Genomic DNA, 24,202 nt, shown 5'->3' on the forward strand with positions numbered 1-24,202 from the left:
TGGGGGCGAGAGCATGATACATTGCAAAAACAAACGCGAAGCTGACTTTTTGTTTCATTTTTGTATTGTGATCAGGATTTTGAGCGTACCCCAGATGGGTATGCAGCGGGCTTGGAGGTAAACATGGCAACATCTGCCATCGCAGTAGGGGAGCGCGTGCAGCTGCTCAAGGTGCCGCAGTGGCTTGTGCACGATTTGCCGAGCGACGAACAAGAAGAAATCGCGTCATTTGTCGGCAAATGGACTGTAGTGACCGACATCGATGACTTCGGGTACTACTGGGTGGCGTTCAGCGCGACACGGGCTGAAGGCGATGTTGGTGGGTGCAGCGGGCATTCGTTTTGCGTGCCCGTGGGTTGTCTGGGACGGGCAGGCTGAATTGCGTGAGGGGGCTAAGGCTTGGCAGGTAGAAGGGGTATTCCGTATGTGGTGTGAACACGGCAATCCCGTCCTTGGCGGCGGCTGCTTTGGGCACCGCCGTGTATACTGAATTCGAGCCCCGAGCCCCTTCACCATGACGACGCAAACGCCCGATTCATCCGTAGTCCAACGCATGTCGCTGACGATCAAGTCGCTGCAGCATGTACTGGCCTATCGCAATATCTTCATCATCTGCTTCATCAGCTCGGGCGAGATCGTCAGCCACAACTACCCGTCGCATGAAGAAGCGGCGCATATCGACAGCTTTGCCTTTCTGATCGGGCAGGACAATCTGGCGGCAATCAAGGCGTTGGTCAAAACCTCGGTCAAGGGCGACGAGGGCTGGAAGTTTTACAACCGCAACCTGATGCTGCACCTGTTCCGCGTGCAGGATGACCTGTGGCATATCGAGGTCGGCTCGCAGGAAGAGGAAAACGACGCGCACTTTCCCAACCCCGATTTCGAGAAGTTCTACAGCCTGACCGCCACCCTGGCCGAGTTCAAGGAGCTGCAGGACGGCGGTGAGGTCGATGCGCTGATGGAGCGCATCCGCCACGAGCATCTGCCGCGCATCCGCTACGTGAAGGAGTCGATCAAGGACCCCATTCTGGTGATGTGCCTGGATCTGATCGAAGGCATCGTGTCGTCCACGGTCAGTGATGACTCGAATCTGGATGCCAGCCTGTATGCGCTGCTGACGCCATCCGAGGCGCAAGTGGCCAAGTTCATCAAGGTGGGCATGTCCACCAAGGAAATCGCCAAGAGCCTGAGTGTGGCGTCCAAGACGGTGGAGAACCACCGCAACAGCCTGCGGGCCAAGCTGGGCATCACCAACAAGGGCATCAACCTGCGCAACTACCTGATCAGCCTGTCGGGTTGAGCGCCGCTCGCCACCTCCGTCACTCGATTCAGGGATGACTGGCAGCAAGCTCCCGGCAAAGCCGGGTGCATTCCGGTTTTCGGGCGCGAAGCAGCGGCGCTCATTTGTTTGGCCCCACTCCCCCGCCCTCGCCACCGCGAGGGCGCCTCGCGTCGCTCGCCGGTGGTCGCCACCGAGCATGCATTGAAAAAGCCCCCGCCAAGGCGGGGGCTTTGCATTGCTGGCGCCCGGGATTGCGGCGCCGCCCATTCAGTTTGCCTTATTGGCAATCACGCAGGTATTGCCACGGATCGCCTGCGGTCGGCAGGTTGTTTTGCGACCACCACTTGGCCTGGTATTCCTTGTTCAGGTACTGCGCCTTCTGGCCACCGGTGTAAACCGTTGCGGCCGACCAGACCGGCGAGCTGCACGTATTGCTCTGGCCCACCTTGAAGCTGGCGACGATGCTGTGCGCAGCGGTCACGTTGCTCAGGGTGTAAGTGCCGGAAGCTGCTACGGCAACGCCATCGACCAGGATCTTGTCGATCTGGTAGCCGACGTTCGGCGTGATGGTGAAGACCTGGTTGGTCTTTTCCTTCACCTGCACGGTGCCGGACGGCGAGATGGTGCCGCCGGTGCCCGAGACCGAAGCCGTGACCGGATACTGGATCGCGTTGTCGATCTGGATATCCGAGAACGAGCCACCCTTGATGCCGAAGAAGTTCTTGGCAGTCAGGTCGGAGAGGTTGGTGTTGAGGAGGATCAGTTTCTTGGTATCACCGCCTGCAGCAGCGTCGGACAGGCTCAGGATGGTGTTGGCGCCATCCTTGGCCAGCTTCAGGCTGTTGAAGTTGTAGGTGAAGGCCGACAGGTTGATGGTGGTGTTGGCGGCCTGGAAGTAGTCCACCGTCTTGGTTACGCCCCAGCCCCAGTTGGTCGACTTCAGCAGCACCGTGAACTCGATGGCGTTGAAGTTGCCCGACACGCCGGTAAACATGTCCGGTGTGACCTGGGCGCGTGTCACGCCCGGCAGTTCAACCCACGAATAGATGCCACCGTCGGCGGCTTGCGTGCCGACGAACAGGCTGCTGCCTTCCTGGAAGATCTTGATGTTCTTGAAGTCGATGCCCGAGGTGCCCTGGATCTGATCCAGCTTCGGATCAAAGCCGGTAGCCACCGAGGTGCCGCTCCATGCCAGTGTGAACAGGTGGCTGACGCCGATCACGGCCGACACATTGGCGTTCACCGCAGCAGCCGTGATGCCTTTCAGTATCACGGTCTGGCCCGAGAAGCTCAGCACGGCGCCGTTGGCGCTGTCGGTCACGGTCAGGCCGGTCAGCGGGTTGGCGATGCTCCAGTTGCGCAGCACGATCTTGTTCTTGCCGACAACGAAGTCGTTGATCGTGGTGGTGCCGCCGGCAAACTGGCTCAGCAGGATGGTGGCCTTGCTGCCGCCGATGGTGACGGTGTCGCTACCCAGGCCAGCCGACAGCGTGCTGTCGTACTGGTTGCCGGTGATGGCATCGTTGGCCGGGGTGTCGAACACGGTGTCATAGCCGCCGAACATCTGCACATAGCTGGTGTTGCAAGTGCCGGTTTCGTCGCAGGTGACCGCATCCTTGGTCAAGAGGTCGGCAGCGCCCCACGCACCGGTCAGGTGAGCGGCAGCCAGAATGCCCGACATGGTGGCCTTGATCTGGATCGGGTTGCCTTGCGCATCCTTGCCCGGCCAGCTCTTGGCCAGTACCTGGCCCCAGGTCATGTTGGCCTTGCCGATCAGGTCACTCATCACGCCGTAGTTGAAGCGCATGGCGTCACGGATGGCCAGCTCCTGCTTGTCCGGGTTCACCAGATCCTGGAAGCTGTTGATACCGTTGCGGCCGGTGAAGGTGCCTTCCCAGCGGTTCACGTCGGTGGCCTGTACGAAGTGGCCGCCCGAACCCGGGATTTCCACACGGGCTTCATGCACGCCGTTGGCCCAGGTGCTGTCCGGGGTATAGATGTAGTAGCTTTCCAGCAGCTCGTTGCCCACTTGCACCATCTTCGGGCTGTAGTAGCCGGCCGAGATCAGCACGCCTTCGCCCAGCTGGTAGCCGACAAAGCCCCACGCGTTCAGCGAGCGATACTGCATGGCGCGGAACATGGCGGCCTGGTCGGGCGGGTTGGTGCTGTACAGGTCGATGATGCCCAGCTTGGTGAAGAACTGGCGTGCCGAGGTCGGCTCGGAAATCAGGGCACCGGTCTTGGTATCGCGCACGATGTGGCCGGGCGAGGTGACCTTGGCATAGTTGGTGAACGAGGGGTTATCCAGGTTCGCGGCATAGACCGAGGCCTTGGCCGGATCGATGCCCGACTCGAAAGCGCGCAGCTTGTCGAGGAAGCCCTGGAAATTGCCGTTGGAGGCGGCGCTGGCGACCGGAGAAAGCGTCGCAGCAAGAATCAGCATGCACAGCAATGTCGGTTTGGACGGCATGGGGTGCTTCATTGTTACCTGTTCCTTTGGTGGTTTCAGATCAAGGGAAGGCCCTTGGCGATACGGTGCCGCGTTCGGGCCGGGTAAAACGGCTTGTGATTTGCTGTCTGCTCCTTGTGCAGTGGGTCGAGGGAAAGGGGTCTGCAGGCGCGGTGCCTCAGATGCCCGGCGTACCTACGCAGGCACGCGCTGCCGCCTCGGCGCTGCAAGGGCGGCTGGAATAAGCGCACAGATGGCCGACGCCCTCGGGCACCGGCAGGTAGTTGCTGCGCAGACTGATGACCACCAGGCGGCTGCCGAAGCGCTCGGCCAGCGCGGCAACCAGCTCGCGCGAGGCGTCCTGCTTGAAGTCCTCGCCCGGCAGCGGATAGTTTTCGGTGACGGCCAGAATCACCTGCCCCGGCTGGGTGGCCGCATTGGCGACGAAGGTCCGGGCCAGGTCGTGATCGAGCACCGTCACGTTGTGGTGCTGTTCCAGCAGCGCTTGCGCGAAGTATTTGAAGGCTGGCGTGGCCTGGTTGGGGCCGATGCCGCGCGGGTTGACCAGATTGTCGTAGTCGGCTTCCGGCGTGGTCTGGATCAGCACCACCGCATCGTCGCGGCGCAATGGCAGGCAATGGCCCGGGTCGGTCAGCAGCTTGATAGCGGCCTCGGCAGCCTGGCGCTCCACCTGCTGGCTTTGCGCCGGATCGAAGTCGCGGTACAGCGCCATGTGCTCCAGCCGTGCCAGCTTGAACGCCACCACGCGCTCCAGCTTGGCGTTCAGCTCGTCCTCGGGGAAGCGGCCATCGCGCACCGCGTCGGCCACGGCTTCCACCATGGCAAGCTGGCGCTCCAGATAGTCGGCCTGATGGTCGTAGTGCTCTTCGGACAGCATGATCAGATCGATGCCGGCGCGGAAGGCGCGCAGGGTGGCATCCACGGCGTCGTAATTGCGGCGGATCGCACCCATGTTCATGCTGTCCGAAATCACGATGCCCTTAAAACCGAGCCGCTCGCGCAGGATGCCCTGCAGGATGGGCGCGGACAGCGTGGCCGGGTGCTCCGGGTCGATCTGCGGATAGCGGATGTGCGAGGTCATGATCAGCTCGACACGCGACTGGATCGCGGCCTGGAATGGCGCGAGATCTTGCTCCAGCAACTGCTCCAGCGACTTGTCCACGCTGGGGATGTCGCGGTGGGTGTCGCCGGTGGTATCGCCATGGCCGGGGAAGTGCTTGGCGCAGGCGACGATGCCGCCGTCGTGCGCGCCGTGCACGGCCGCCGCCACATGGGCCGACACGCGCACCGGAATCTCGCCGAACGAGCGGGTGTCGATGATGGGCGAATTGGGCTTGAGGTTGATGTCGGCGCAGGGGCCGAGCACGCAGTTGAAGCCGGCCGAGCGCATCTCGTTGCCGTAGACGCCATACATCGCGGCGGTCAGCTGCGGATCGGCCGCGCTGCCCAGTGCCAGATTGCCCGGGCCAGTGGTCGAATCGGGCGACAGCACGCTCCAGGCGCCTTCCTGATCCACGCCCAGCAGCAGTGGCGGGAAGTCGGCGCGGCGCATGCCGTCCATGGCGCGGGTCAGTTCACGCGCTTCTGCAAAGGTGTCGGCGTTGTCCTGGCTCAGATAGCAGCCGCCGAGGTTGTAGCGGGTGATCAGCGGGCGGGCGGCTTCGGCGTCCTTGCCGGGGAAGGCGAGGATGAACAGCTGACCGACTTTTTCCGGCAAGGACCATCCGGCAATCTGGGTGGCGGCTTGTTGGCGGAAGGCTTCAAACATGGGGTAACTCCGTAGGGCGAGGCGAATTTCGGGCGCAGGAATCCCCCTTGCCGCATGGCAGCAATTCAAAAAGGGGGAGCCGGATTCAGTTCAGGGCGTGCGGGGCGGCGTCAGTGCTTCTTGCGCAGATGCCCCATGGTCAGCGTGACCGAGAAGATGATGATCACGCCGCGGAAGATCAGTTGCTGGTCGATGTTGAGGCCCATCAGCACCAGGCCGTTGTTGACCATGCCCATGATGAGCGCACCCACCATGGTGCCGGCCACGGTGCCCTTGCCGCCGAACAGGCTGGTGCCGCCGATGATGACCGCAGCGATCACCATCATCAGGTCGTTCTCGCCCAGCGTGTAGCGCGCGCTCTGCAGGCGGCCGGCGTAGAGGATGCCGGCCAGCGCGGCCAGTACTGCGTTGAGCACCAGTACATACAGCTTGATGCGGTTGACCTGGATGCCCGAGTACATGGCGGAAATCTTGTTGCCGCCGCTGGCCAGCACTTCCTTGCCGAATCGGGTCTTGCGCAGCAGTACATGGCCGAGCACGGCAATGGCCACCATCCAGACAAACAGCACCGAGATCGGGCCGAGGTCACCCGAGCCGAAAATGAAGGCGAAGGTTTCGTTGTCGACCGGGATGGTCTGCAGTTCGGTAATCCAGCGGGTGATGCCGGTAATGATGCCGGCGGTGCCGAGCGTGACGAGGAAGGAAGGGATGCCGACCTTGGAGACGAACAGGCCGTTGACGAGGCCGCAGAACGCGCCCACCAGCAGTGCCGCGCCGACCGCAACGATCATGCCGTGCGGTAGCAGCAGTGCTACGGTAACGGCTGACAGTGCAACGATGGCGCAGAACGACAGATCGATCTCGGCCGCAGACAGCACGAAGGTCATGCCCACCGCCATGATGGAGATCATGGCGGTCTGGCGCGCGATGTTCATCAGGTTGCCGGGCTGCAGAAAGCCCTTGTCGTGCAGCGTGATCGAGAAGAACAGGAAGATGACCACGAATACGATGTAGATCAGCAGCGTATTCCATTGGATGGCCCGTTTTTTGGCGGCGGTGGCCGGGGCGTTCACAGCGATGTCCATGGTGTCCTCATTGCACGGCGGCGAGTAGTTGTTCTTCGCTTTGCTCGTGGCGCTGCATCTGTCCGGTGATGCGGCCACGGTTCACGATGTAGGTTGCGTCGCAGAAACTGGCGATTTCGCCATACTCGCTCGACACGAAGATGACGGCATTGCCGGCTGCGGCGTAGTTGTTCACGATGCGCATGACTTCAAGCTTGGCGGCCAGATCAATGCCGAAGGTGGGGTCATCCAGCAGCAGCACGCGGGCCGATGCACTCATGCACTTGCCGATGACCACCTTTTGCTGGTTGCCCCCGGACAGAAAGCGCACCGTCTGTTGCGGCCCGCTGGTCTTGATTTGCAGCCGTTGAATCAGATCGGCCGCAATGCGCTGCCCGCGTTGTTCATCGAGCAGTACCGGCGCGGCCAGATCGCGCAGCGATGACATTAACAGGTTATCCATGACGCTGAAATCCAGCACCAGCCCTTGCTCGCGCCTGTCTTCGGGTACCAGATTGATGCCTTGCTCGATCGCATCACGCGGCGAGCGGATTTGTACCGGTTGGCCGTTGACCAGTACCTCGCCCGACAGGATGGGGTCCAGCCCGAAAATGGCATTCAGGATTTCGGTACGGCCGCTGCCCAACAGGCCTGCCAGCCCGACCACCTGGCCGGGATAAACCCGCAGCGACACGGCATCGAGCTGGCGTGTGGAGAGCGCGCGCAGCTCCAGCAGTGGCTCCATGCCGGGTGCCGGCGTGGGGCGCACCCACTCCACGCTGCTGTCGGCGTGGTGGCCGAGCATGTCGGCCAGCAGGGCTTCGATGCGGGTATCGGCGGTGCGCACGCGGCGCACGCAGCGCCCGTCGCGCAGCACGGTGATCGAATCGCAAATCTTGAAGATGTCGCGCAGGTAGTGCGTGATGTAGATGATGGCGACGCCCTGCGCCTTCAGGTGCTCGATCAGCGTGAACAGCCGGGCGATTTCCTGATTGCTTAGCGAGGCGGTCGGTTCATCCAGGATCAGGATGCGTGCTTTCTGCGCAATCGCCTTGGCGATTTCCAGAAATTGCTGCTGCCCCATGCTCAGGGTGGCGACCGGCTGGGTCGGCTCGATCTCGTCGGCAATGCCCATCTGTTCCAGCAGCTCTTGCGCCTGCAGGTTCATGCCGCGCTGGTCGAGCAGACCGAAGTGCGATTCGGCCCAGTTGGCCATGAAGATGTTCTCCGCCACCGACATGCTGTCCACCAGGCTCAGGTCCTGATACACCATGGCAATCCCGCCCTCGCGGGCATCGCGCGGCGTGGCAAAGTGCACTGGCTGGCCAAACAGCTCGATGCGGCCTTCATCCGGCTGATACAGCCCGTTGATGATTTTCATCAGCGTGGATTTGCCGGCGCCGTTCTGGCCGACGATGGCATGGACTTCACCGGCGGCCAGTTCGAAATCGACGCCCTTGAGCACCGGGGTGCCGTCGAACTGTTTTTTCAGTCCGGTGGCCTTGATCGCGAGCGGGGTGGTCTGCATGGTGTGCTCCGGACGAATCAGCGACGGGCCTGCAGTGCCTTGGTCACGGCTTCCGGCGGTTTGCGATCCAGCGCCTTTTGCCACTGCTCAGCCAGATTGGTCGGCGTGACCTTGATGGCATCGACGGTGACGAAGGGCGGTGTCGGCTTGTTCAGCAAGGACAGTGCACCCATGCGTGCCAGCGTCTGGCCCATGTCATACGGCAGGTCGGACACGATACCGGCGATATTGCCGCCCTTGACCATGTCCAGCGCGTTGGCAGCCCCCAGATCCATGGTGACGATCTTCAAGTCCTTGCGGCCTGCGGTGCGTGCAGCGGCGGCTACGCCTTCGGCAATCGCATCCCACGGTGCGTAGATGGCCTTGACCGACGGGTTTTGCGTGAGGATGGCCGAGGCGATCATTTCGCCATCGTTCGGGTTGGCAATGCCCTTGCTGGCGACGATCTTGATGCCCGGATACTTGCCCAGCACGGTCTTGACCGCCTGATCGCGCTGGTTGGTCACGTAATAGTTGGCCGCGTGGTACATCACCGCCACGTCGCCCTTGTTGTTGATGCTGCCGGCCAGCATCTCGGCGGCCGAGCGGCCCATGCCGAACAGGTCGTCGGTGACGATGCCGGCGTAATCCTTGCCGGCCTTGAAGCCCTGCGGCGCATTGCTGATGAACACCATCTTCACGCCCTGGTTGGCAGCCTGACGGAATGCCGCAGCGCCGGATACCGGGTCGATCACCAGCGAAATGATCAGGTTGGGCTTGAGCGCGAGCACGGTTTCCAGATCGGTGCGCTGCTTTTTCGGGTCCATTTCCGCGTCGGTTACCGCCACCACCTGGATGCCCAGTTCATCCAGCGTTTTTTTGGCACCGGCTGTGAGTGCACTGGAGAAGTCCGAGCTGGTGTGCATCAGGATGGCGGCCTTGTAGCCCTTGCCCTTGAGCTGGGCGATGTCCTGTGCGCTGAGCGTGACCTGGGTATACGGCGTAGGTGTTTCGCCACCCGGGCCTAGTGTGCGCTCGCTGGCTGCCCAGCTGGCAGCGGCGGGGAGGAGGGCGGCAGCGAACAGCAGGGCCTTGCAAATATGCTTGGACATGATCGTCTCTCGTTCCGGGTGGTGTTGGGGTAATTATGAGTGAAATGTAGGTGTCGTCAAGCGGGTGTCATGAAATATTTCGATGCGAAGTACATGTTGCGAATTAGCTACGATGGCAATTTTTGCGCATTGCTTTCTATTTATTTGGTTTATTTGAAATAAAAATTTACATTTTTGCTGGTTTTTGGCCTGTTTTGGTAAGGTTTTCTCACGATGGTTGGATGCAGGCGCTGTGGAAAGCGCCATAAAACGTAGTCGTGGTCACCGAGTTTCTTACATTCACCCCTGTGTGCGATTTTGACAACCGCAATTGCACTACCTAGACTGCACCTCGTTGTACCTAATTAATACCCTTATCTGCTGGATAAATAAGTGGTTTGCCCGGTTGGTGCCGGGCTGCCTACAAGGCCGCGTCTAGCGGCACTTCCAAAAAAACGGAGTTGATACGATGTCGAAACGCTTTTACAAGCCGCTGTTGCTGGCCGCCCTGCTGACTTCCGCCTTTGCGCATGCAGACCGTACCAAGGTCGAGTTCTGGACCTTCAATACCGCGCAGTTCGCCCCGTTCTTCAATGACGTGGTGCAGAAGTACAACAAGGCCAACCCGAACTATGAGGCGGTCTGGAATGACATGAACTGGGACCAGATCCAGCCCAAGCTGGTCGCGGCGATTGCTGCCGGCAATCCGCCGGCGCTGGTGAACTTCAACGTGCCCTGGACGCACGAGTTCGCCAACAAGAACATGCTGGCTCCGCTGGACGACCTGATGGGTAGCGACAAGGCCGTTTATCTGCCGGGCGCGCTGAAGGATCTGTCGGTCAAGGGCAAGATCTATGGCTTCCCGTATTACAACTCGGTATCGGTGATTGCCTACAACAAGGAGCTGCTGGACAAGAGCGGCGTGAAGGCAACGCCGAAGACGTTTGACGAGTTCATTGCCACCGCGCGCAAGATCACCGAAAAAACCGGCGTGCCGGCCTTCTCGCCCAAGCTGGCGACCAAGAGCGGCGACGGCGGCATGATCCCGTGGTTTGTCTACATGGGCCTGCCCATCTTTGAAAACGGCAAGGCCGTGTTCAACAGCCCCAAGCACGTTGCCGCGCTGCAGACCTTTGTTGACCTCTACAAGCAGGGCGTGGTGCCGAGAGACAGCTTCCGCATCGAGTTCGAGCAGGAAATCGCCAACTACGGCAACGGCAAGCTGGCCATGATGACCACCGCACCGACCGCGCTGAAGAAGCTGGGCGCGCAGAGCGATGCCATGTACAAGAAGACCGCCATCATGCCGTTCCCGCTGGGTGGCGCCAACATGGCGCTGGGTGGCTGGCTGATGTCCTTCGTCATGCCCAAGGACTTCAAGGACCAGCAAGCCGCTGCCAAGCTCGGCCTGCTGCTGACCAACGACGACGCGCAACTGGCGTTTGCCAAGGCCACTGGCACCACCTTCCCGTCGTCGAAGAAAGCCAATGAAAACGACTTCTTCAGCTCGGGCGCCAATGGTGGTGATCCGGTTGGCGTTGCGCGCGCCACGGCCGCCCAGTCGATGGCCTTTGCCCGCACGCCGATCCTGCCGGCCGATCTGATGCCGGACGAAGCCGCGATGCGCGCCGAGTTCAACGACGAAATTCAGGATGCCATCGAAGGCCGCAAGACTGCCAAGGCTGCCCTCGACGTTGCCGCCAAAAAGTGGAACGACCGTCTGGCCAAGAAGTAATCCCGTTTTACCCCGCTCCCTCGGCGGTTATCGATTTCCCCTCACCGCAAGGTGGGGGGATTTTTTGTCCTGGCAGAGCAAGCCGGATGACAGATTGCGGGGCAGGGCATCGTCCGGATCGGTGTTGCCTGCGTTGCGCTGGCATCCAGATCGCGGCAGGGGGGCTTGCGATGACCGTTTCCTGCGTTTCCGGCAGCAGTGCTTACCAGCCTGCGAGCAGTTCGTCAGCAAGCGGGGTCGCCCAGACGAGCAGCACTGCGGCCTTGTCCCAAGCCGGCCTGGTGCAGGATGCCGTCACCCTGAGCGGGGAAGGCGATGTGGTGCAAAGCCTGCTGGGCGCGCCACTGACCTGCAGCGAGCAGGGGCTGCCGGGCAGTCTGAATGCCTTGTTGCAGAACAACACCCAGAGCGACCCCCTGCTCAATACCCTGGATGCCAGCGGCTGTGACAATATCGCCGGCGATCTCTTCAAGACACTGGACAGCGGTGCAGCCACCGAGGCCAATCTGCTGGCAGCCCATGCTGGCAAGCAGACCGGCGGCGAGGCATCGGCGCTGCAAACCACGGTAGATGAGCTGCCCACGGACGGCAATGCCGCAGTGAGCAGTGCCGACCAGCTTTCCTTGCTGAGCAGTGGCGGGCTGAATCCCGACTGGGCACAGGCGTTGCAACAAAATCCTCCGCTGGCTGGCTGGCTGGCTGAGCGGCAGCGACACCACGCAGCGCATCATCGATACGCTGGCTTGGCGCACTATCGATAGCCATGCCGGCATGCCGGCGGCTATTTGGCGGGCAGCGGTTCGCCCAGCAAAGGTTTGCCCATTGCGGCTTCATTCACGTCACCCATCTTGCTGCCGTCGCGAGGCGTCACCGCACTCACCTCACCTTGCAGTACCGGGGTGCCGGCCAGTGCCCGCAGCTCGGGCTTGAGCGCATCGCTCTGGCAGGCCGCAATCGTTGCAAGCAGCAAGGCCCCGGCTGCGGTGCCTGCCAGTTTGGGCCATTGCCGTGCGCTGGTACGGAACCGTAGTGGCAAGTCTTCACGGGTTTTGACCCGGCCGTCGTCGTGCTGCAAAAAACGCACGCAAACCTGCCCCCCGTTCGTGGCAAGCAGCGCGGCTGCATCATCGGCCGGCATGGCTGACAGGTTGTACACGGTCTTGTTGCATAGCGCGCAGTGGCGCTGCCTCGCATCGCCCTGCATCGCTTGCCAGTGGGCGCTGCATTCAAAACGCAGTTGCGGCTGTTGCAGCCAGATAGTGGAAGGCAAGGACATGGTGAATCTCCGTTCTGGAGTGGTGCGATGGTCGCGATATTCCTTGAACGGAGTGGTGATCCGAATGGGGTCGGGCAGACCCCAAAAGCCCCCGGAGCGATGAGCCCTGAAGCCATCCCGGCTGAGCCGGGGGCATGGGGCTGTGCTGGGGCGCTGCTGTTTTGCCGGCCAGCCAAGAACAAGAACCCGGCTTGGCCGGGTTCTTGATGCAGGTTCAAGGACGGCGGTCTGCGGCTACCGCGCAGGCCCTCAACGCTTGTCGCGTACCTTGGCCATGGCGGTGGTCAGGCTGGTCTGGTAGTCATCCAGATCCAGCGCCCACGAGAAGAGGCCGCGCAATTTCAGGTCACGCGCGTATTGCACCTTGGTTGCAATCGTCTCCGGATCTTCAAATGCGATGAAGTTCTGGCCGGCTTCGTCGTATTTCCAGACCGATTTCGTCACCGGGTCGTGATAAACGGTGCCGGGCAGCTGCTCGATCAGGAAATACGGAATGGCCCAGACCATATTGTCGAGGCCGAAGATGTGGTTGGCGCCGCCCTGTGCCGGCTGATACAGGCCGTGGTTGTTGCCCGCGGCGACATTGCCCCAGCCATAGCCTTGATAGCTCACACCCAGTACCAGCTTGCGCGGCGAGACACCGGCAGCCAGATAGCGTTTCACACCGCTGTCGGAGTCGAAACGCGCCTGCACGCCGTTGTACGCAATGGTGGGGCTGGCGGGATCGACATACAGATTGGCGTGGAAGTTGGTCGGCCCGTTGGGCAGCCAGTCAGCCGCGGTGAAGTCGTAGCCCATCAGGTTGACCCAGTCGACAGTGTGCGAGACTTCCAGCGCTTCGGTCTGCGCAAACTTGTCGAAGATCACCGAGCCTGCATAGGTCAGGTAGTAGTGATCCTTGCCGGTGTAACCGCTCAGTTCGTTCAGCTGGCGGCGGAATTCGCGCATCAGCAGTGTGAAGTTGTGCTTGTCGTTTACCGCGTCGTAAGGGCGGCCGCCGGCAGCAATGCCAGGGTATTCCCAATCGATGTCGATGCCGTCGAATACACCGGCTGCAGCACCCGGACCGCCGGCTTCGCCATAGTTGTCGGTTTCCGTCGTGGTTGGCAGATCGCCCTTGAGCAGCTTCACGCAGTTGGCGACAAAAGCCTTGCGTGAGGCCGGCGTGGCCGCTGCGGCAGAGAACCAGTAACCACCGTTGCCGCCACCGCCAACGGAGAGGAAGAGCTTGAGGTGAGGGTATTTCTGCTTGAGCTTGCGGAACTGCTGCAGATTGCCCATCAGCTTCTGGCCTGGCTGATCGGCCTGGCCATCAACCGAGTACGCGGCGCTGGTGGGCTTGCCATAGTCGATATAAGCCCATGGCAGCTGGCAGCCATGGCTGCCGTCGCTGTTCGATTGCGTGATGGCAAATGCATAGTTGATGAAGGTCAGTTTGGATGCCGCACCGCTGCCGTCTATGGTTTGTGGCGAATAGCCGGTTGTCAGCGGCGTGTAGTAATTGAAATAGCTGCCAGCTTCGCGATTATTGTAGCCCCTCTCCTCATCGCTTTCGGCGACAGCCAAAGCCGGCGCAGCACCGGCAGCTGTACTGCTTGCACTTGTTGTGCCGGCTGCGCTGCCTGCCGCGGTGGCTTGTAGCTTGGCGCCGTCACCGCCGCCGCATGCGGCGAGCGCGAGTGCCGACAGGGCAATCCAGATCCTTGCATTCATCATTCTCGGGACTTCCGTTCAAGTAGGAGTCCTTATGATGTTTAAATATAAATGCAAGCTCAAAAAAATATTGTGTAAGTTGTATAAAAGATACTTGGCTGTACTTATTGGGGCATCAATCGTGGATGCTTGTGCTCGGTCATCCATCAAATGCAGCCAGAAAGCGCAAGGAAGGCGCTCAGTGTGATGTGGTTTCGGCCGGTTTGCCGCTGGCCAGCAGGATGGCTCCAAGCACGCACAGCAGCGCCAATCCGTGAGCCAGGGTGGGCTGTTCATTCAAAAAGGTGATGGCGTAGGCCACCGCAGCCACCGGCAATGCGGCGGTGAACACGCCGGCTTGCTGCGCCGGTACATGGCGTATGCCCTTCATCCACAGCCAGAACGACCACACGCTGGCCGCGAGGCCATACCAGACGATCTGCAGCCATTGCACGGTATTCAGGCCGCCGTAGTCGAACTGCAGTGCGGCCCCCAGCCCCAGTGGCAACATCAGCAGCAAGCCCAGCAAATGGGTATAGGCGCAGATTTCGATGGCGGCCAGGTTCTGCGTGAGCCGGCGCGACAGGATGACGTAGATCGATTCGCACACTACCGCACCGGCCACCATGGCATTGCCCAAGAGCGAGCCCGTGCCGCCGCTGCCAGCGCGCGACACATTGATGATGAGCATGCCCAGCACCGCCAGCACCACGGCGGCGATGGCGCGGCGGCCCAGTCTTTCCTTCAGCAACAGCCACGACAGCACGATGACCACGGCGGGTATGGTGCTGGTGATGACCCCGGCCGCCAGCGCGCTGGTATGCACCACACCGTTCAGCATCAGCAAGGTGAACAGAAAGGTGCCGAACAGTGCCTGCAAAAACAGCCCCAGCCATTGCTGCCGGCTGACCTGCCGCATGCGGGACCAACGATAGTGTGGCAGCAGAAAGCCCACGCCGATCACGAAGCGCATCAGCGCGAACAGGGTGACGGGTACGGCCAGCACGATGGATTTGCCGAGGCCGACATTGGCGCCGACCAGCGCCATCGAGGCGATCAGGAACAGGGTATAGCGGTTGAAGTGCATGCGCGCCGGGTGGGGGATCGTGTCCAGGTGTGGGCACCCGGCGTGCCGGGTGCATCGGGTTCAGGCTGCTTCGCTGCTGCCTTCCAGATATGCAGCGCGCACCTCCTCGCTGGCCAGCAATTCCTCGCCGCTGCCGGTCAGCACGATCTCGCCATGCTGCAGCACATAGCCTCGGTGCGCCACATTCAGTGCGTGGTGTGCGTTTTGTTCCACCAGCAGGATGGTCATGCCGTCGCGCTCGTTCAGCTCGCGGATGATGCGGAACACCTGCTTGATGTAGAGCGGCGCCAGCCCCAGTGACGGCTCGTCCAGCAACAGCAGCTGCGGCCGGCTCATCAGCGCGCGGCCTATGGCCAGCATCTGCTGCTCGCCACCCGATAGCGTGCCGGCGCGCTGTTGCAGGCGCTGCTCCAGAATGGGAAACATGCCGAAGATGCGCTGCAGGTCCGCAGCGTGGTGTTGCGGGTCGCTGAAGCAGCCACCCATCTGCAGGTTTTCCAGCACCGTCATGCGCGCGAAGATGCGGCGGCCTTCCGGCACCAATGCCAGTCCCTGGCGCGAAATCTTGTGCGTGGGCGTGCGGGTGATGTCGTCACCCCTGTATTCGATCTTGCCGGCCGATGCGACCGGCTTGCCGAACAAGGTCATCATCAAGGTGGATTTGCCGGCCCCATTGGCACCGATCAGGGTGACGATCTCGCCCTGGTTCACCGTCAGATCAACGCCGCGCAAGGCGTGGATGGCGCCGTAATGCGCGTGCACGCCATGGTATTGCAGGATGGTCTGGCTCATGCGGCCACCTTTTCGTCGGTTTCTTCTTCGCCCAGGTAGGCCTTGATCACGTTCGGATCCTGCTGGATCTGCTGCGGCGTGCCCTCGGCAATCTTGTTGCCGAAGTTGAGCACGCAAATGTGGTCGGAGACGCGCATCACCACGTTCATGTCGTGCTCGATCAGCAGCACCCCCTTGCCATGCTCACGCGACAGATAGACCAGTAGCTCGTTCAGTTCGGCTGATTCACGCGGGTTCAGGCCGGCAGCGGGCTCGTCCAGGCAGATCAGCAGCGGATCGACGCACAGCGCGCGGGCGATCTCGATGCGGCGCTGCGTGCCGTAGGAGAGATTGCCGGCAGCGGTGTCAGCCAGATCGAGCAGCTTGAGCCGGGTCAGCCACATTTCGGCTTTTTCCAGTGCCTGCTGGCGTGCCGCCTTGTAGCCGGCGCGGCCGAACAGGCCAGCCAGCGAGAAGCGCGATGCGGTCTGCAGCGCGTTGTGCTGCGCCACGATCAGGTTTTCCAGCACCGTCATGTTGGGGAACAGGCGGATGTTCTGGAAAGTGCGCACTACCCCGGCCTTGCGCGCCACGTGATAGGACGGCATTTCGTTCAGCAGCAGCGCGCCGTGTTGCGGATGGTGCATGCGCACCGCGCCCTCGGTCGGTTTGTAGAAACCGGTCAGGCAGTTGAAAAAGGTCGTCTTGCCGGCGCCGTTCGGGCCGATGATGGAGGTGATCTGTCCGGCAGCAACGTTGAGCGACAGATCGCTCAACGCGGTCAGCCCGCCAAAGCGCATGGTCAGGTGTTCGACTTCCAGCAGGGTGTGGTGCGTGCTCATGCCTGCGCTCCCTTGTTCAGTTTTACCGTCGGTTCGCGGCTGGCAATCAGGCCGCCCGGACGCCATACCATGATCAGGATCATGGCTGCGCCGAACAGCAACATGCGGTATTCGGAGAAATCACGGCCCAGTTCGGGCAGCAATACCAGCAGGATGGCGGCAACTACCACGCCCAGCTGGCTGCCCATGCCGCCCAGCACCACGATGGCGAGGATGGTGGCCGATTCGGAGAACACAAAGCTCTCCGGCGAAATGAAGCCCTGGCGCGCGGCAAAGAACACACCGGCAAAGCCGCCCAGCATGGCGCCGATGGCAAAGGCCGACAGCTTGATGTTGGTGACATTCATGCCCAGCGCCTTGCAGGCGACTTCGTCCTCGCGCACCGCCTCCCACGCGATGCCGACCGGCAGCTTGCGCAGGCGCGATACGAACAGATTGGTCAGCAAGGCCAGCGCCAGGATCACGTAGTACAGGAAGATCACGCGGTGCTCGGCGGCGTATTCGATATGGAAGAAGGTGGCGAAGGTGGGTGTATCGGTATCGGGCGAGAAGGGCAGGCCGAAGAAGGTCGGGCGCGGAATCTGGCCGATGCCGTTCGGGCCGCCGGAGAAATCGGTCCAGTTCACCAGGATCAGCCGGATGATTTCACCAAAACCCAGGGTGACGATGGCGAGATAGTCGCCGCGCAGTCGCAAGGTCGGCCAGCCCAGGATGATGCCGAAGGTGGCGGCCAGTGCGCCGGCCACCGGCAGCGTTTGCCAGAAGCCCCAGCCGAAGTGGGTGGACAGCAGGCCATAGGTATAAGCGCCGACGGCATAGAAGGCCACGTAACCCAGATCGAGCAGGCCGGCCAGACCCACCACCACGTTCAGCCCCCAGCCCAGCATCACGTAGATCAGCACCGTGGTGGCGGTATCGACTACGTAACGGTTGCCGGAGAACGCAATCGGCAGCACCAGCGAGAAACCCAGCACCGCGTAGCCCAGCCACTTCAGCCACGGCCGTGTGGCGCGTACGGCAGGGCGTTTCTGCGCGCGGCGCGCCTTGTTGAGCTTGAAATGATCCAGCGCGAACTGCATTGCCAGCCTGCCGCCGAACATGATGCCGACAAACAGCGCCAGCCACGGCCAGCGTGTGGCGATGGACAGTGCGCCGCCGCTGTCGACGGTGTGCAGGCCGATCATGGGGATGCCCAGCATCAGCGACAGCATGGCCACGGCCAGTGCATCCTTGATGCGTGCGGCAAAGCCCGGGCCTTGATGGACAGGTACGTAGGCGCTCATCAGACTTTCTCCACTTCCGGACGGCCCAGCAGGCCGCTGGGACGGAACATCAACACCAGGATCAGCAGCACGAAGGTGGCCACGTCCTTGTACTCGGGCGACAGGTAGGCGCTCCAGAACGACTCGATCATGCCAATGATCAAACCGCCCAGCATGGCACCGGGCAAGGAGCCGATGCCACCCAGCACCGCTGCGGTAAATGCCTTGATGCCGGCCACGAAACCGATGGAGAAATCGACCACGCCGTAATACACCGTGACCATCACGCCGGCTACTGCGGCCAGCCCGGCGCCCAGCATGAAGGTGTAGGAAATGGTGCGGTCTACATTGATGCCCAGCAGCGCGGTCATGGTGCGGTCTTGCTCGCACGCACGTTGCTGGCGGCCGAACGAGGTTCGGGTGATCAGCCAGGTGAACAGCACCAGCAGAGCTACGGTGACCACGATGATCATGATCTGCGTATAGGCCAGGTGCACCGTAAAGCCATCAATGGTACCCAGCTCGAAGCCGCCGGGCAGCAGTGCGTGGATGGGTTTCACGCGTGCGCCCTGCGTCAGCTGCACCATGTTCTGCAGGAAGATGGACATGCCGATGGCCGAAATCAGCGGAGCAAGGCGCGGTGCATTGCGCAAGGGGCGGTAAGCCACGCGCTCGACCGACCAGCCATAGATGGCGGTGAACAGGATGACCACCACCAGCGTGATCAACAGCGCCAGCGGCACCGCCGTGATGCCGGCAGCCCCCAGCAGGGTAAGCACGGTAACGGCCATGATGGCCGCCACCATATAGATATCGCCGTGGGCGAAGTTGATCATGCCGATGATGCCGTACACCATCGTGTAGCCCAGCGCGATCAGGCCGTATACGGCCCCCAGCGTCAGACCGTTGATGAGTTGCTGTATAAGCTGTCCCATCGTGCTCTCCAGGTGAACTGCGGTCCGGCATGGCCGGCCGCATTGTTATGACGGGGCCGGGCTGGCCCCGCGTGTTTTCTAGTTGCCTTCTTCCATCGACATCAGGCTGGCATTGCCGCCGGCCGCAGTCGTGTCGACCGATACGGTGCGCTCGCAGGCAAAGCGGTACAGGTAGTGCGGGCCGCCCGCTTTGGGGCCGGTGCCGGACAGGCCCTCGCCGCCGAAGGGCTGCACGCCGACCACCGCGCCGATGATGTTGCGGTTCACATAGGTATTGCCCACATGCAGCCGGTCGGTAATGCGGCGCACAGTGCTGTCGATGCGGCTGTGTATGCCCAGGGTCAGGCCGTAGCCGGTGGCCTCGATGGCATCGCACACGGCGTCCAGCTCGTGCGATTTCCAGCGGATCACGTGCAGGATGGGGCCGAATACTTCGCGCTCCAGCAGCGACAGCCGCTCGATCTCGTAGGCGCGCGGCTCGAAATAGGTGCCATGCGCCGCGTCGGCCGCACCCACGTCGGTCAGCTCGCAGCGATGGATCAGCTTGCCGATGCGATCAAGTTTGGCGGCGTGCGCCACCAGCAGCTGGCGCGCTTCCTTGTCTATCACCGGGCCGACATCGGTGCGGATGTCGGCCGGGTTGCCGATGCGCAGTTGCTGCATGGCGCCGCGCAGCATGCCGACGACCTTGTCGGCCACGTCGTCCTGGATGAACAGCACGCGCAGCGCCGAACAACGCTGGCCGGCCGAGTTGAAGGCCGAGGCCAGCACATCGCGGATGATCTGCTCGGGCAGGGCCGACGAATCGGCAATCAAGGCATTCTGGCCGCCGGTTTCGGCAATCAGCGGCACGATGGGGCCGGGCTTGGTGGCGAGGGCCACGGCAATCAGCCGGGCGACTTCGGTCGAGCCGGTGAAGGCCACGCCGCCACAGCGCGGGTGGTTGACCATGGCCGCGCCGACGTTGCCGGCACCTGGCAGGAAGTGCAGCACATCGTTGGGGATGCCGCCCTCGTGCAGGATGGCCACCGCGACTGCACCGCACAGCGGTGTCTGCTCGGCCGGCTTGGCCACCACGCTGTTGCCGGCAGCCAGGGCCGCAGCGATCTGGCCGGTGAAAATGGCCAGCGGGAAGTTCCACGGGCTGATACAGACAAACACGCCACGGCCATGCAGCGACAGCGTGTTCTGTTCACCGGTCGGGCCGGGCAGGGTGATGGGTTTGGCGAATTTCTCCACCGCCTGCGCGGCGTAGTAGCGCAGGAAATCGACTGCCTCGCGCACTTCGGACAGCGCATCGGCCTGGGTGCGGCCACCTTCACGCACGATCAGCGCCACCAGCTCGGTCAGTCGCGCTTCCATCAGGTCGGCGCTGCGGTTCAGCGCTTCGGCGCGTGTGGCGGCCGGGGTTTTTTCCCAGCGTGGGAAGGCATGGTGCGCACTCAGCATGGCGGCATCGACATGCGCGGTGCTGGCATCGGCCACCTTGCCAACGACCTCGCGCTGGTCGGCCGGTGCGCACACATCGACGAACTGGCCGCCCTGCGCCACGCCCGAAACGACGGGCTGTGCGGTGTAGACAGTCTTGCGGCTGAGCGCGATGGCGTCAGCCTGGGCTTGCAGGGTGGGGCGATCAAACATGTCGAGTCCTTGGCTGTTGGCACGCGTCGGGCCGTACAGCTGGCGCGGCAGAGGGATGCGGGGGTGGCGGCTGCTGCGGGTGGCCGTCAGTTCGGCGGCCTTGGTCACCGGGTCGCCGATCAGTTGCTCGATGGGCATGTGCGCATCGGCAATGCGGCTGACGAAGGAGGTATTGGCGCCGTTTTCCAGCAGGCGGCGCACCAGATAGGCCAGCAGGTCTTCATGGCTGCCCACCGGGGCATATACGCGGCAGGCGCGCTGCCATTTTTCGGGGCCGACCACTTCGCGGTACAGCTCCTCGCCCATGCCGTGCAGGCGCTGGTATTCCCAGTCGCGCTCGCCCAGCCCGGCCGAAATGGCCGCGATCGCCGCCAGCGTGTGCGCGTTGTGGGTGGCAAATGCGGGGTAGAACGCTTGCGGGTCGGCCAACAGGCGGCGTGCACAGGCGATGTAAGAGGTATCGGTATTGAGCTTGCGCGTGAACACCGGGTAATCGGTCAGGCCGCGCTCCTGCGCGAGCTTGATTTCGGCATCCCAATACGCGCCTTTGACGAGGCGCACCATCAGGCGGCGATTGGCGCGGTGGGCCAGATCAGCCAGCCAGTCGAGTACCGGCAGTGCGCGTTTCTGGTAGGCCTGCACCGCAAGACCGAGGCCATTCCAGCCGGCCAGCTCGGGGTCGAGCGCCAGCGCTTCGATCAGATCAAGTGAGATTTCCAGCCGGTCGACTTCTTCGGCATCGATGGTGAAACCGATATTCAACGCCTTGGCCTGCAGCGCCAGCGCCTTTACGCGCGGCAGCAGCTCGGTCATCGCGCGTTCGGTCTGCCAGACTTCGTAGCGCGGGTGCAGTGCCGAGAGCTTGATCGAGATCGACGGCGCTTCCAGCGGTGGCAGACCAGCGCCGGCCTTGCCGATTTCGCTGATCGCATGGGTATACGATGCAAAGTATTTGTCTGCGTCGGCAGCGGTGCGGGCGCCTTCGCCCAGCATGTCGTAGGAGTGGCGATAGCCGATTTTCTCAGCCGATTGCGCGCGCTCCAGCGCCTCGGTAATGGTGCGGCCCATCACGAACTGCTTGCCGAGGATACGCATCGCGGCGGCGACGGCCTGGCGGATCACCGGCTCGCCCACGCGGGCCAGCAAGCGGCGGAAAATGCTGTCGCCATCGCTGCCGATGCCGACGATCTTGCCAGTGAGCATCAGCCCCCAGGTCGAGGCATTGACGAACAGGCTGCTGGATGCGCCCAGGCGCTTTTCCCAGTCGGCAGTGCCGATCTTGTCGCGGATCAGTAGGTCTATCGTCTCGGCATCCGGGATGCGCAGCAGTGCTTCGGCCAGGCACATCAGCACGATGCCCTCGTGCGATGACAGATCATAGGTATTCATAAAGGCGTCGATGCCGCCGGCAGTCAGGCGGGCCTCGCGCACGGCCGCCACCAGCGGAGTGGCGCGGCGGGTAATATCGGCCTGCTCGGCGGGGCTGAATTGCGCACGGGCCACCAGGTCGGCTACGCAGAGGTCTTCGTCCATGCGCAATCTGTCGCGGATGCGGCTGCGCAGCACCGCAGTGGTCGGCGCTTGATTCTGTACGGTCATGGTGCAGTACTCGTTTAGGGCGGCAGGATGGCTGCCGCGAGGAGCCTGTCATGCAGCTGCAGGCGGACGTTGCGGAACGAGCCGGCATCAAGCGCCCGGCCAAGCCGTGCTCAAACCGGCCGGGGGCGAAGCAGCGGTGCTTCCCCGTTCGATTCCACACTTATTGCCCTTGCTGCCGGCAGGGCGCCTCATTGCGCTCGCTGTCGACAGTGGCCGGGCAACGCCCATATGCAGATGCATGCCAGGTTCTGAAAACCCGTGTCGGGTTGCCGGCCGGCAGCGCACCTGTTGGGCGCGCCGCCGGCAATGCATTGCGCCGTGTTACTTCACCACGTCGTACTTGTTGCCGTTCCACTTGTAGACGACGAAGCCCGGCGCCTTCAGGTCACCCTTGGCGTCGAACGACATCGTGCCGGTCACGGTATTGAACGAGCCGCTTGCCAGGGCTTTCTGCAGGTCGGCGTACTTCACGCTCTTGGCCTGGGTGGCTGCCTGCTGGAACAGCTGCATGGCGGCGTAGGCGAACAGCACATAGCCGTCCGGCTCTACCTTGGCATCGCGGAAGCGCTTCACCACTTCGGCGGCCGACGGGTTGGCGCGCGCATCCGGGGCAAAGGTGAAGTACACCGCATCGGCATTGCCGCCGGCTGCCGTCACCAGCTCGTTGTTGCTCATGGTGTCGCCGCCGACCACCGACAGCTTCAGGCCCACCTGCTGTGCCTGGCGCAGGATGAGCGCGACTTCGGTGTGGTAGCCACCGTAGGCCAGCACTTCAACGCCGGCAGCCTTCAGCTTGGAAACCAGGCCGGAGTAATCCTTTTCGCCGGCGGTGATGGATTCACGCAGCACCGGCTTGGCGCCCTTGGCCTGCATGCCCTTGGCGGTTTCGTCGGCCAGGCCCTTGCCATAAGCGCTCTTGTCGTCGACCACGGCCACCTTCTTGCCGGCGAACTTGCTGGCGATGAAGGCACCGGCGACGCCGCCCTGCTGGTCGTCACGGCCCATGATGCGGAAGATGTTCTTCAGGCCGCGCTCGGTCACCTTGGGGTTGGTGGACACGGTGGCCATGGGGATTTGTGCTTCGTTGTAGATGTCCGACGCCGGAATGGTCGAGCTGGAACACCAGTGGCCGTGCATGAAGACGATCTTCTTGTTGACCATGGCATTGGCTACCGACACGGCTTGCTTCGGATCGCAGGCGTCGTCGCCGATTTCCAGCTTCAGCTTCTGGCCCAGCACGCCGCCCTTGGCATTGATGTCGGCAATGGCCATTTCGGCGCCTTTCTTGATCTGCTCGCCGGCCGAGGCATATTCGCCGGTCATCGGGCCGGCAATGGCGACGGTGTAATCGGCGTGGGCCTGCGCGGCAAACAGCGCCGCCATACAGAAGGCGGTGGCGGCAAATGGCTTGTTCAGTTTCGACTTCATGACGACGTTCTCCAGATTTTGGGTGCTGTAGCACCTCGATTGACGCGGCGGCGGTGCGTTTGGCGCCTGCCGTTCTGCCCTTGCGTCGGTGTTAGCCGCCGGCGTGGCCGGCGTGCTGGCATGTTGTTATTCGTTGTGCAGGTGATTGAGCGAAAAGGCGGATGACTCCTTGACCGCCTCCATCACCGTGTAGCTGTGGGTGACCCGGATGCCGGGGATGCCGCTGAGCACCTTGCCCAGAAAGCCGCGGTAGGACGCCATGTCCGGCACGCGGATCTTCAGCAGGTAGTCGAAACCGCCTGCAACCATGAAGCATTCCTGTATTTCCGGCACAGCCAGCACGGCCACGCGGAAATCTTCGAACGCTTGCTCCGACGTGCGGTCAAGCGAGACCTCGATGAACACCATCAGGCCAAGCCCGACCTCTTCGGCCGACAGTTGCGCGGCATAGCCCGAGATCACGCCGCGTTCTTCCAGTGAGCGCACGCGCTCCAGGCATGGTGTGGTGGACAGGCCCACCTGTTTGGCCAGCGCCACATTGGTCATGCGGCCCTGCTGCTGCAGTGCTTCCAGAATGGCGACATCAATCTGATCCAGCTTGGCCATGGTTCTACCTGTTTGGAGCGGCATCCCGCAGTGCATGCCGACCGAGATCAATAAACTGAAAAACTTGCTGTGAACAATTTGTTATTGCTTGATTGCAAAACTACAGCAGAACAAAATGCTTTGAAGTAGGTAATTTCCAGCATATG

The 24,202-nt window shown here is 62.3% G+C and carries 19 protein-coding genes; 4 read left to right on the forward strand and 15 right to left on the reverse strand.

From position 1 onward, the window contains the following. Positions 1–123 precede the first annotated feature (123 nt). Together B9A19_RS00710 and B9A19_RS00715 are read left to right on the forward strand one after the other, a co-directional pair. Positions 124–378, forward strand: a complete 255-nt coding sequence (locus B9A19_RS00710) for a hypothetical protein (RefSeq protein ID WP_084088620.1) — start codon at positions 124–126, stop codon at positions 376–378. Between the two features lie 136 nt (positions 379–514). Continuing rightward, a complete protein-coding gene (locus B9A19_RS00715; RefSeq protein ID WP_084088621.1) occupies positions 515–1,300 on the forward strand; it encodes a helix-turn-helix domain-containing protein in 786 nt (261 codons plus the stop codon). 259 nt (positions 1,301–1,559) lie between these two features. Here the strand turns inward: B9A19_RS00715 and B9A19_RS00720 are convergent, their stop codons facing one another. The 5 genes from B9A19_RS00720 to B9A19_RS00740 form a co-directional block, all read right to left on the reverse strand. Next, entirely contained in the window at positions 1,560–3,764 is a 2,205-nt protein-coding gene (locus B9A19_RS00720) for a carbohydrate-binding protein (protein WP_217806937.1), read from the reverse strand. A gap of 145 nt (positions 3,765–3,909) precedes the next feature. Then, positions 3,910–5,520 carry a glycoside hydrolase family 3 protein gene (locus tag B9A19_RS00725; protein WP_084088622.1) on the reverse strand — a complete coding sequence of 537 codons (1,611 nt, stop codon included), beginning with the start codon at positions 5,518–5,520 and terminating at the stop codon, positions 3,910–3,912. 110 nt (positions 5,521–5,630) lie between these two features. Further along, entirely contained in the window at positions 5,631–6,605 is a 975-nt protein-coding gene (locus tag B9A19_RS00730; protein ID WP_084088623.1) for an ABC transporter permease, read from the reverse strand. Positions 6,606–6,612: 7 nt separating this feature from the next. Next, on the reverse strand, positions 6,613–8,112 hold the full coding sequence (locus B9A19_RS00735) for a sugar ABC transporter ATP-binding protein (protein ID WP_084088624.1): 1,500 nt from the start codon (positions 8,110–8,112) through the stop codon (positions 6,613–6,615). A 17-nt stretch (positions 8,113–8,129) separates the two neighbouring features. Next, complete coding sequence (locus tag B9A19_RS00740) at positions 8,130–9,203, reverse strand: substrate-binding domain-containing protein (protein WP_084088625.1); 1,074 nt, start codon at positions 9,201–9,203, stop codon at positions 8,130–8,132. A 448-nt stretch (positions 9,204–9,651) separates the two neighbouring features. Between B9A19_RS00740 and B9A19_RS00745 the strand changes: the two genes are divergently transcribed. Both B9A19_RS00745 and B9A19_RS00750 read left to right on the forward strand, forming a co-directional pair. After that, a complete protein-coding gene (locus tag B9A19_RS00745; protein ID WP_084088626.1) occupies positions 9,652–10,917 on the forward strand; it encodes an ABC transporter substrate-binding protein in 1,266 nt (421 codons plus the stop codon). 263 nt (positions 10,918–11,180) lie between these two features. After that, positions 11,181–11,678: a hypothetical protein gene (locus tag B9A19_RS00750; RefSeq protein ID WP_084088627.1), complete on the forward strand. Its 498-nt coding sequence runs from the start codon at positions 11,181–11,183 to the stop codon at positions 11,676–11,678. A gap of 20 nt (positions 11,679–11,698) precedes the next feature. On the opposite strand, the gene B9A19_RS00755 is transcribed toward B9A19_RS00750, so the two are convergent. The 10 genes from B9A19_RS00755 to B9A19_RS00800 form a co-directional block, all read right to left on the reverse strand. After that, on the reverse strand, positions 11,699–12,193 hold the full coding sequence (locus tag B9A19_RS00755) for a hypothetical protein (RefSeq protein ID WP_084088628.1): 495 nt from the start codon (positions 12,191–12,193) through the stop codon (positions 11,699–11,701). Between the two features lie 249 nt (positions 12,194–12,442). Continuing rightward, positions 12,443–13,909 (reverse strand): glycoside hydrolase family 18 protein, encoded by a 1,467-nt coding sequence (locus B9A19_RS00760; protein ID WP_084088629.1) that lies wholly within the window; start codon positions 13,907–13,909, stop codon positions 12,443–12,445. 175 nt (positions 13,910–14,084) lie between these two features. Then, positions 14,085–14,972 (reverse strand): DMT family transporter, encoded by an 888-nt coding sequence (locus tag B9A19_RS00765; RefSeq protein WP_084088630.1) that lies wholly within the window; start codon positions 14,970–14,972, stop codon positions 14,085–14,087. A gap of 60 nt (positions 14,973–15,032) precedes the next feature. Beyond that, entirely contained in the window at positions 15,033–15,764 is a 732-nt protein-coding gene (locus tag B9A19_RS00770; RefSeq protein ID WP_245804229.1) for an ABC transporter ATP-binding protein, read from the reverse strand. Continuing rightward, positions 15,761–16,585: an ABC transporter ATP-binding protein gene (locus B9A19_RS00775; RefSeq protein WP_084088631.1), complete on the reverse strand. Its 825-nt coding sequence runs from the start codon at positions 16,583–16,585 to the stop codon at positions 15,761–15,763. The genes B9A19_RS00770 and B9A19_RS00775 overlap by 4 nt, the downstream gene beginning before the upstream one ends. Continuing rightward, positions 16,582–17,868 (reverse strand): high-affinity branched-chain amino acid ABC transporter permease LivM, encoded by a 1,287-nt coding sequence (gene livM, locus B9A19_RS00780; RefSeq protein WP_084088632.1) that lies wholly within the window; start codon positions 17,866–17,868, stop codon positions 16,582–16,584. Before livM ends, B9A19_RS00775 begins: the two co-directional genes overlap by 4 nt. Next, a complete protein-coding gene (locus B9A19_RS00785) occupies positions 17,868–18,782 on the reverse strand; it encodes a branched-chain amino acid ABC transporter permease (protein ID WP_084088633.1) in 915 nt (304 codons plus the stop codon). The genes livM and B9A19_RS00785 overlap by 1 nt, the downstream gene beginning before the upstream one ends. A gap of 78 nt (positions 18,783–18,860) precedes the next feature. Continuing rightward, positions 18,861–22,022, reverse strand: a complete 3,162-nt coding sequence (gene putA / locus B9A19_RS00790) for a bifunctional proline dehydrogenase/L-glutamate gamma-semialdehyde dehydrogenase PutA (RefSeq protein WP_084088634.1) — start codon at positions 22,020–22,022, stop codon at positions 18,861–18,863. Between the two features lie 321 nt (positions 22,023–22,343). Continuing rightward, entirely contained in the window at positions 22,344–23,450 is a 1,107-nt protein-coding gene (locus B9A19_RS00795; RefSeq protein ID WP_217806938.1) for a branched-chain amino acid ABC transporter substrate-binding protein, read from the reverse strand. A 126-nt stretch (positions 23,451–23,576) separates the two neighbouring features. Further along, positions 23,577–24,056 (reverse strand): Lrp/AsnC ligand binding domain-containing protein, encoded by a 480-nt coding sequence (locus B9A19_RS00800; protein ID WP_139798573.1) that lies wholly within the window; start codon positions 24,054–24,056, stop codon positions 23,577–23,579. Between the last annotated feature and the right edge of the window lie 146 nt (positions 24,057–24,202).

Origin of the sequence: Andreprevotia lacus DSM 23236 (genome assembly GCF_900176275.1) — a bacterium.
Taxonomy (GTDB): domain Bacteria; phylum Pseudomonadota; class Gammaproteobacteria; order Burkholderiales; family Chitinibacteraceae; genus Andreprevotia; species Andreprevotia lacus.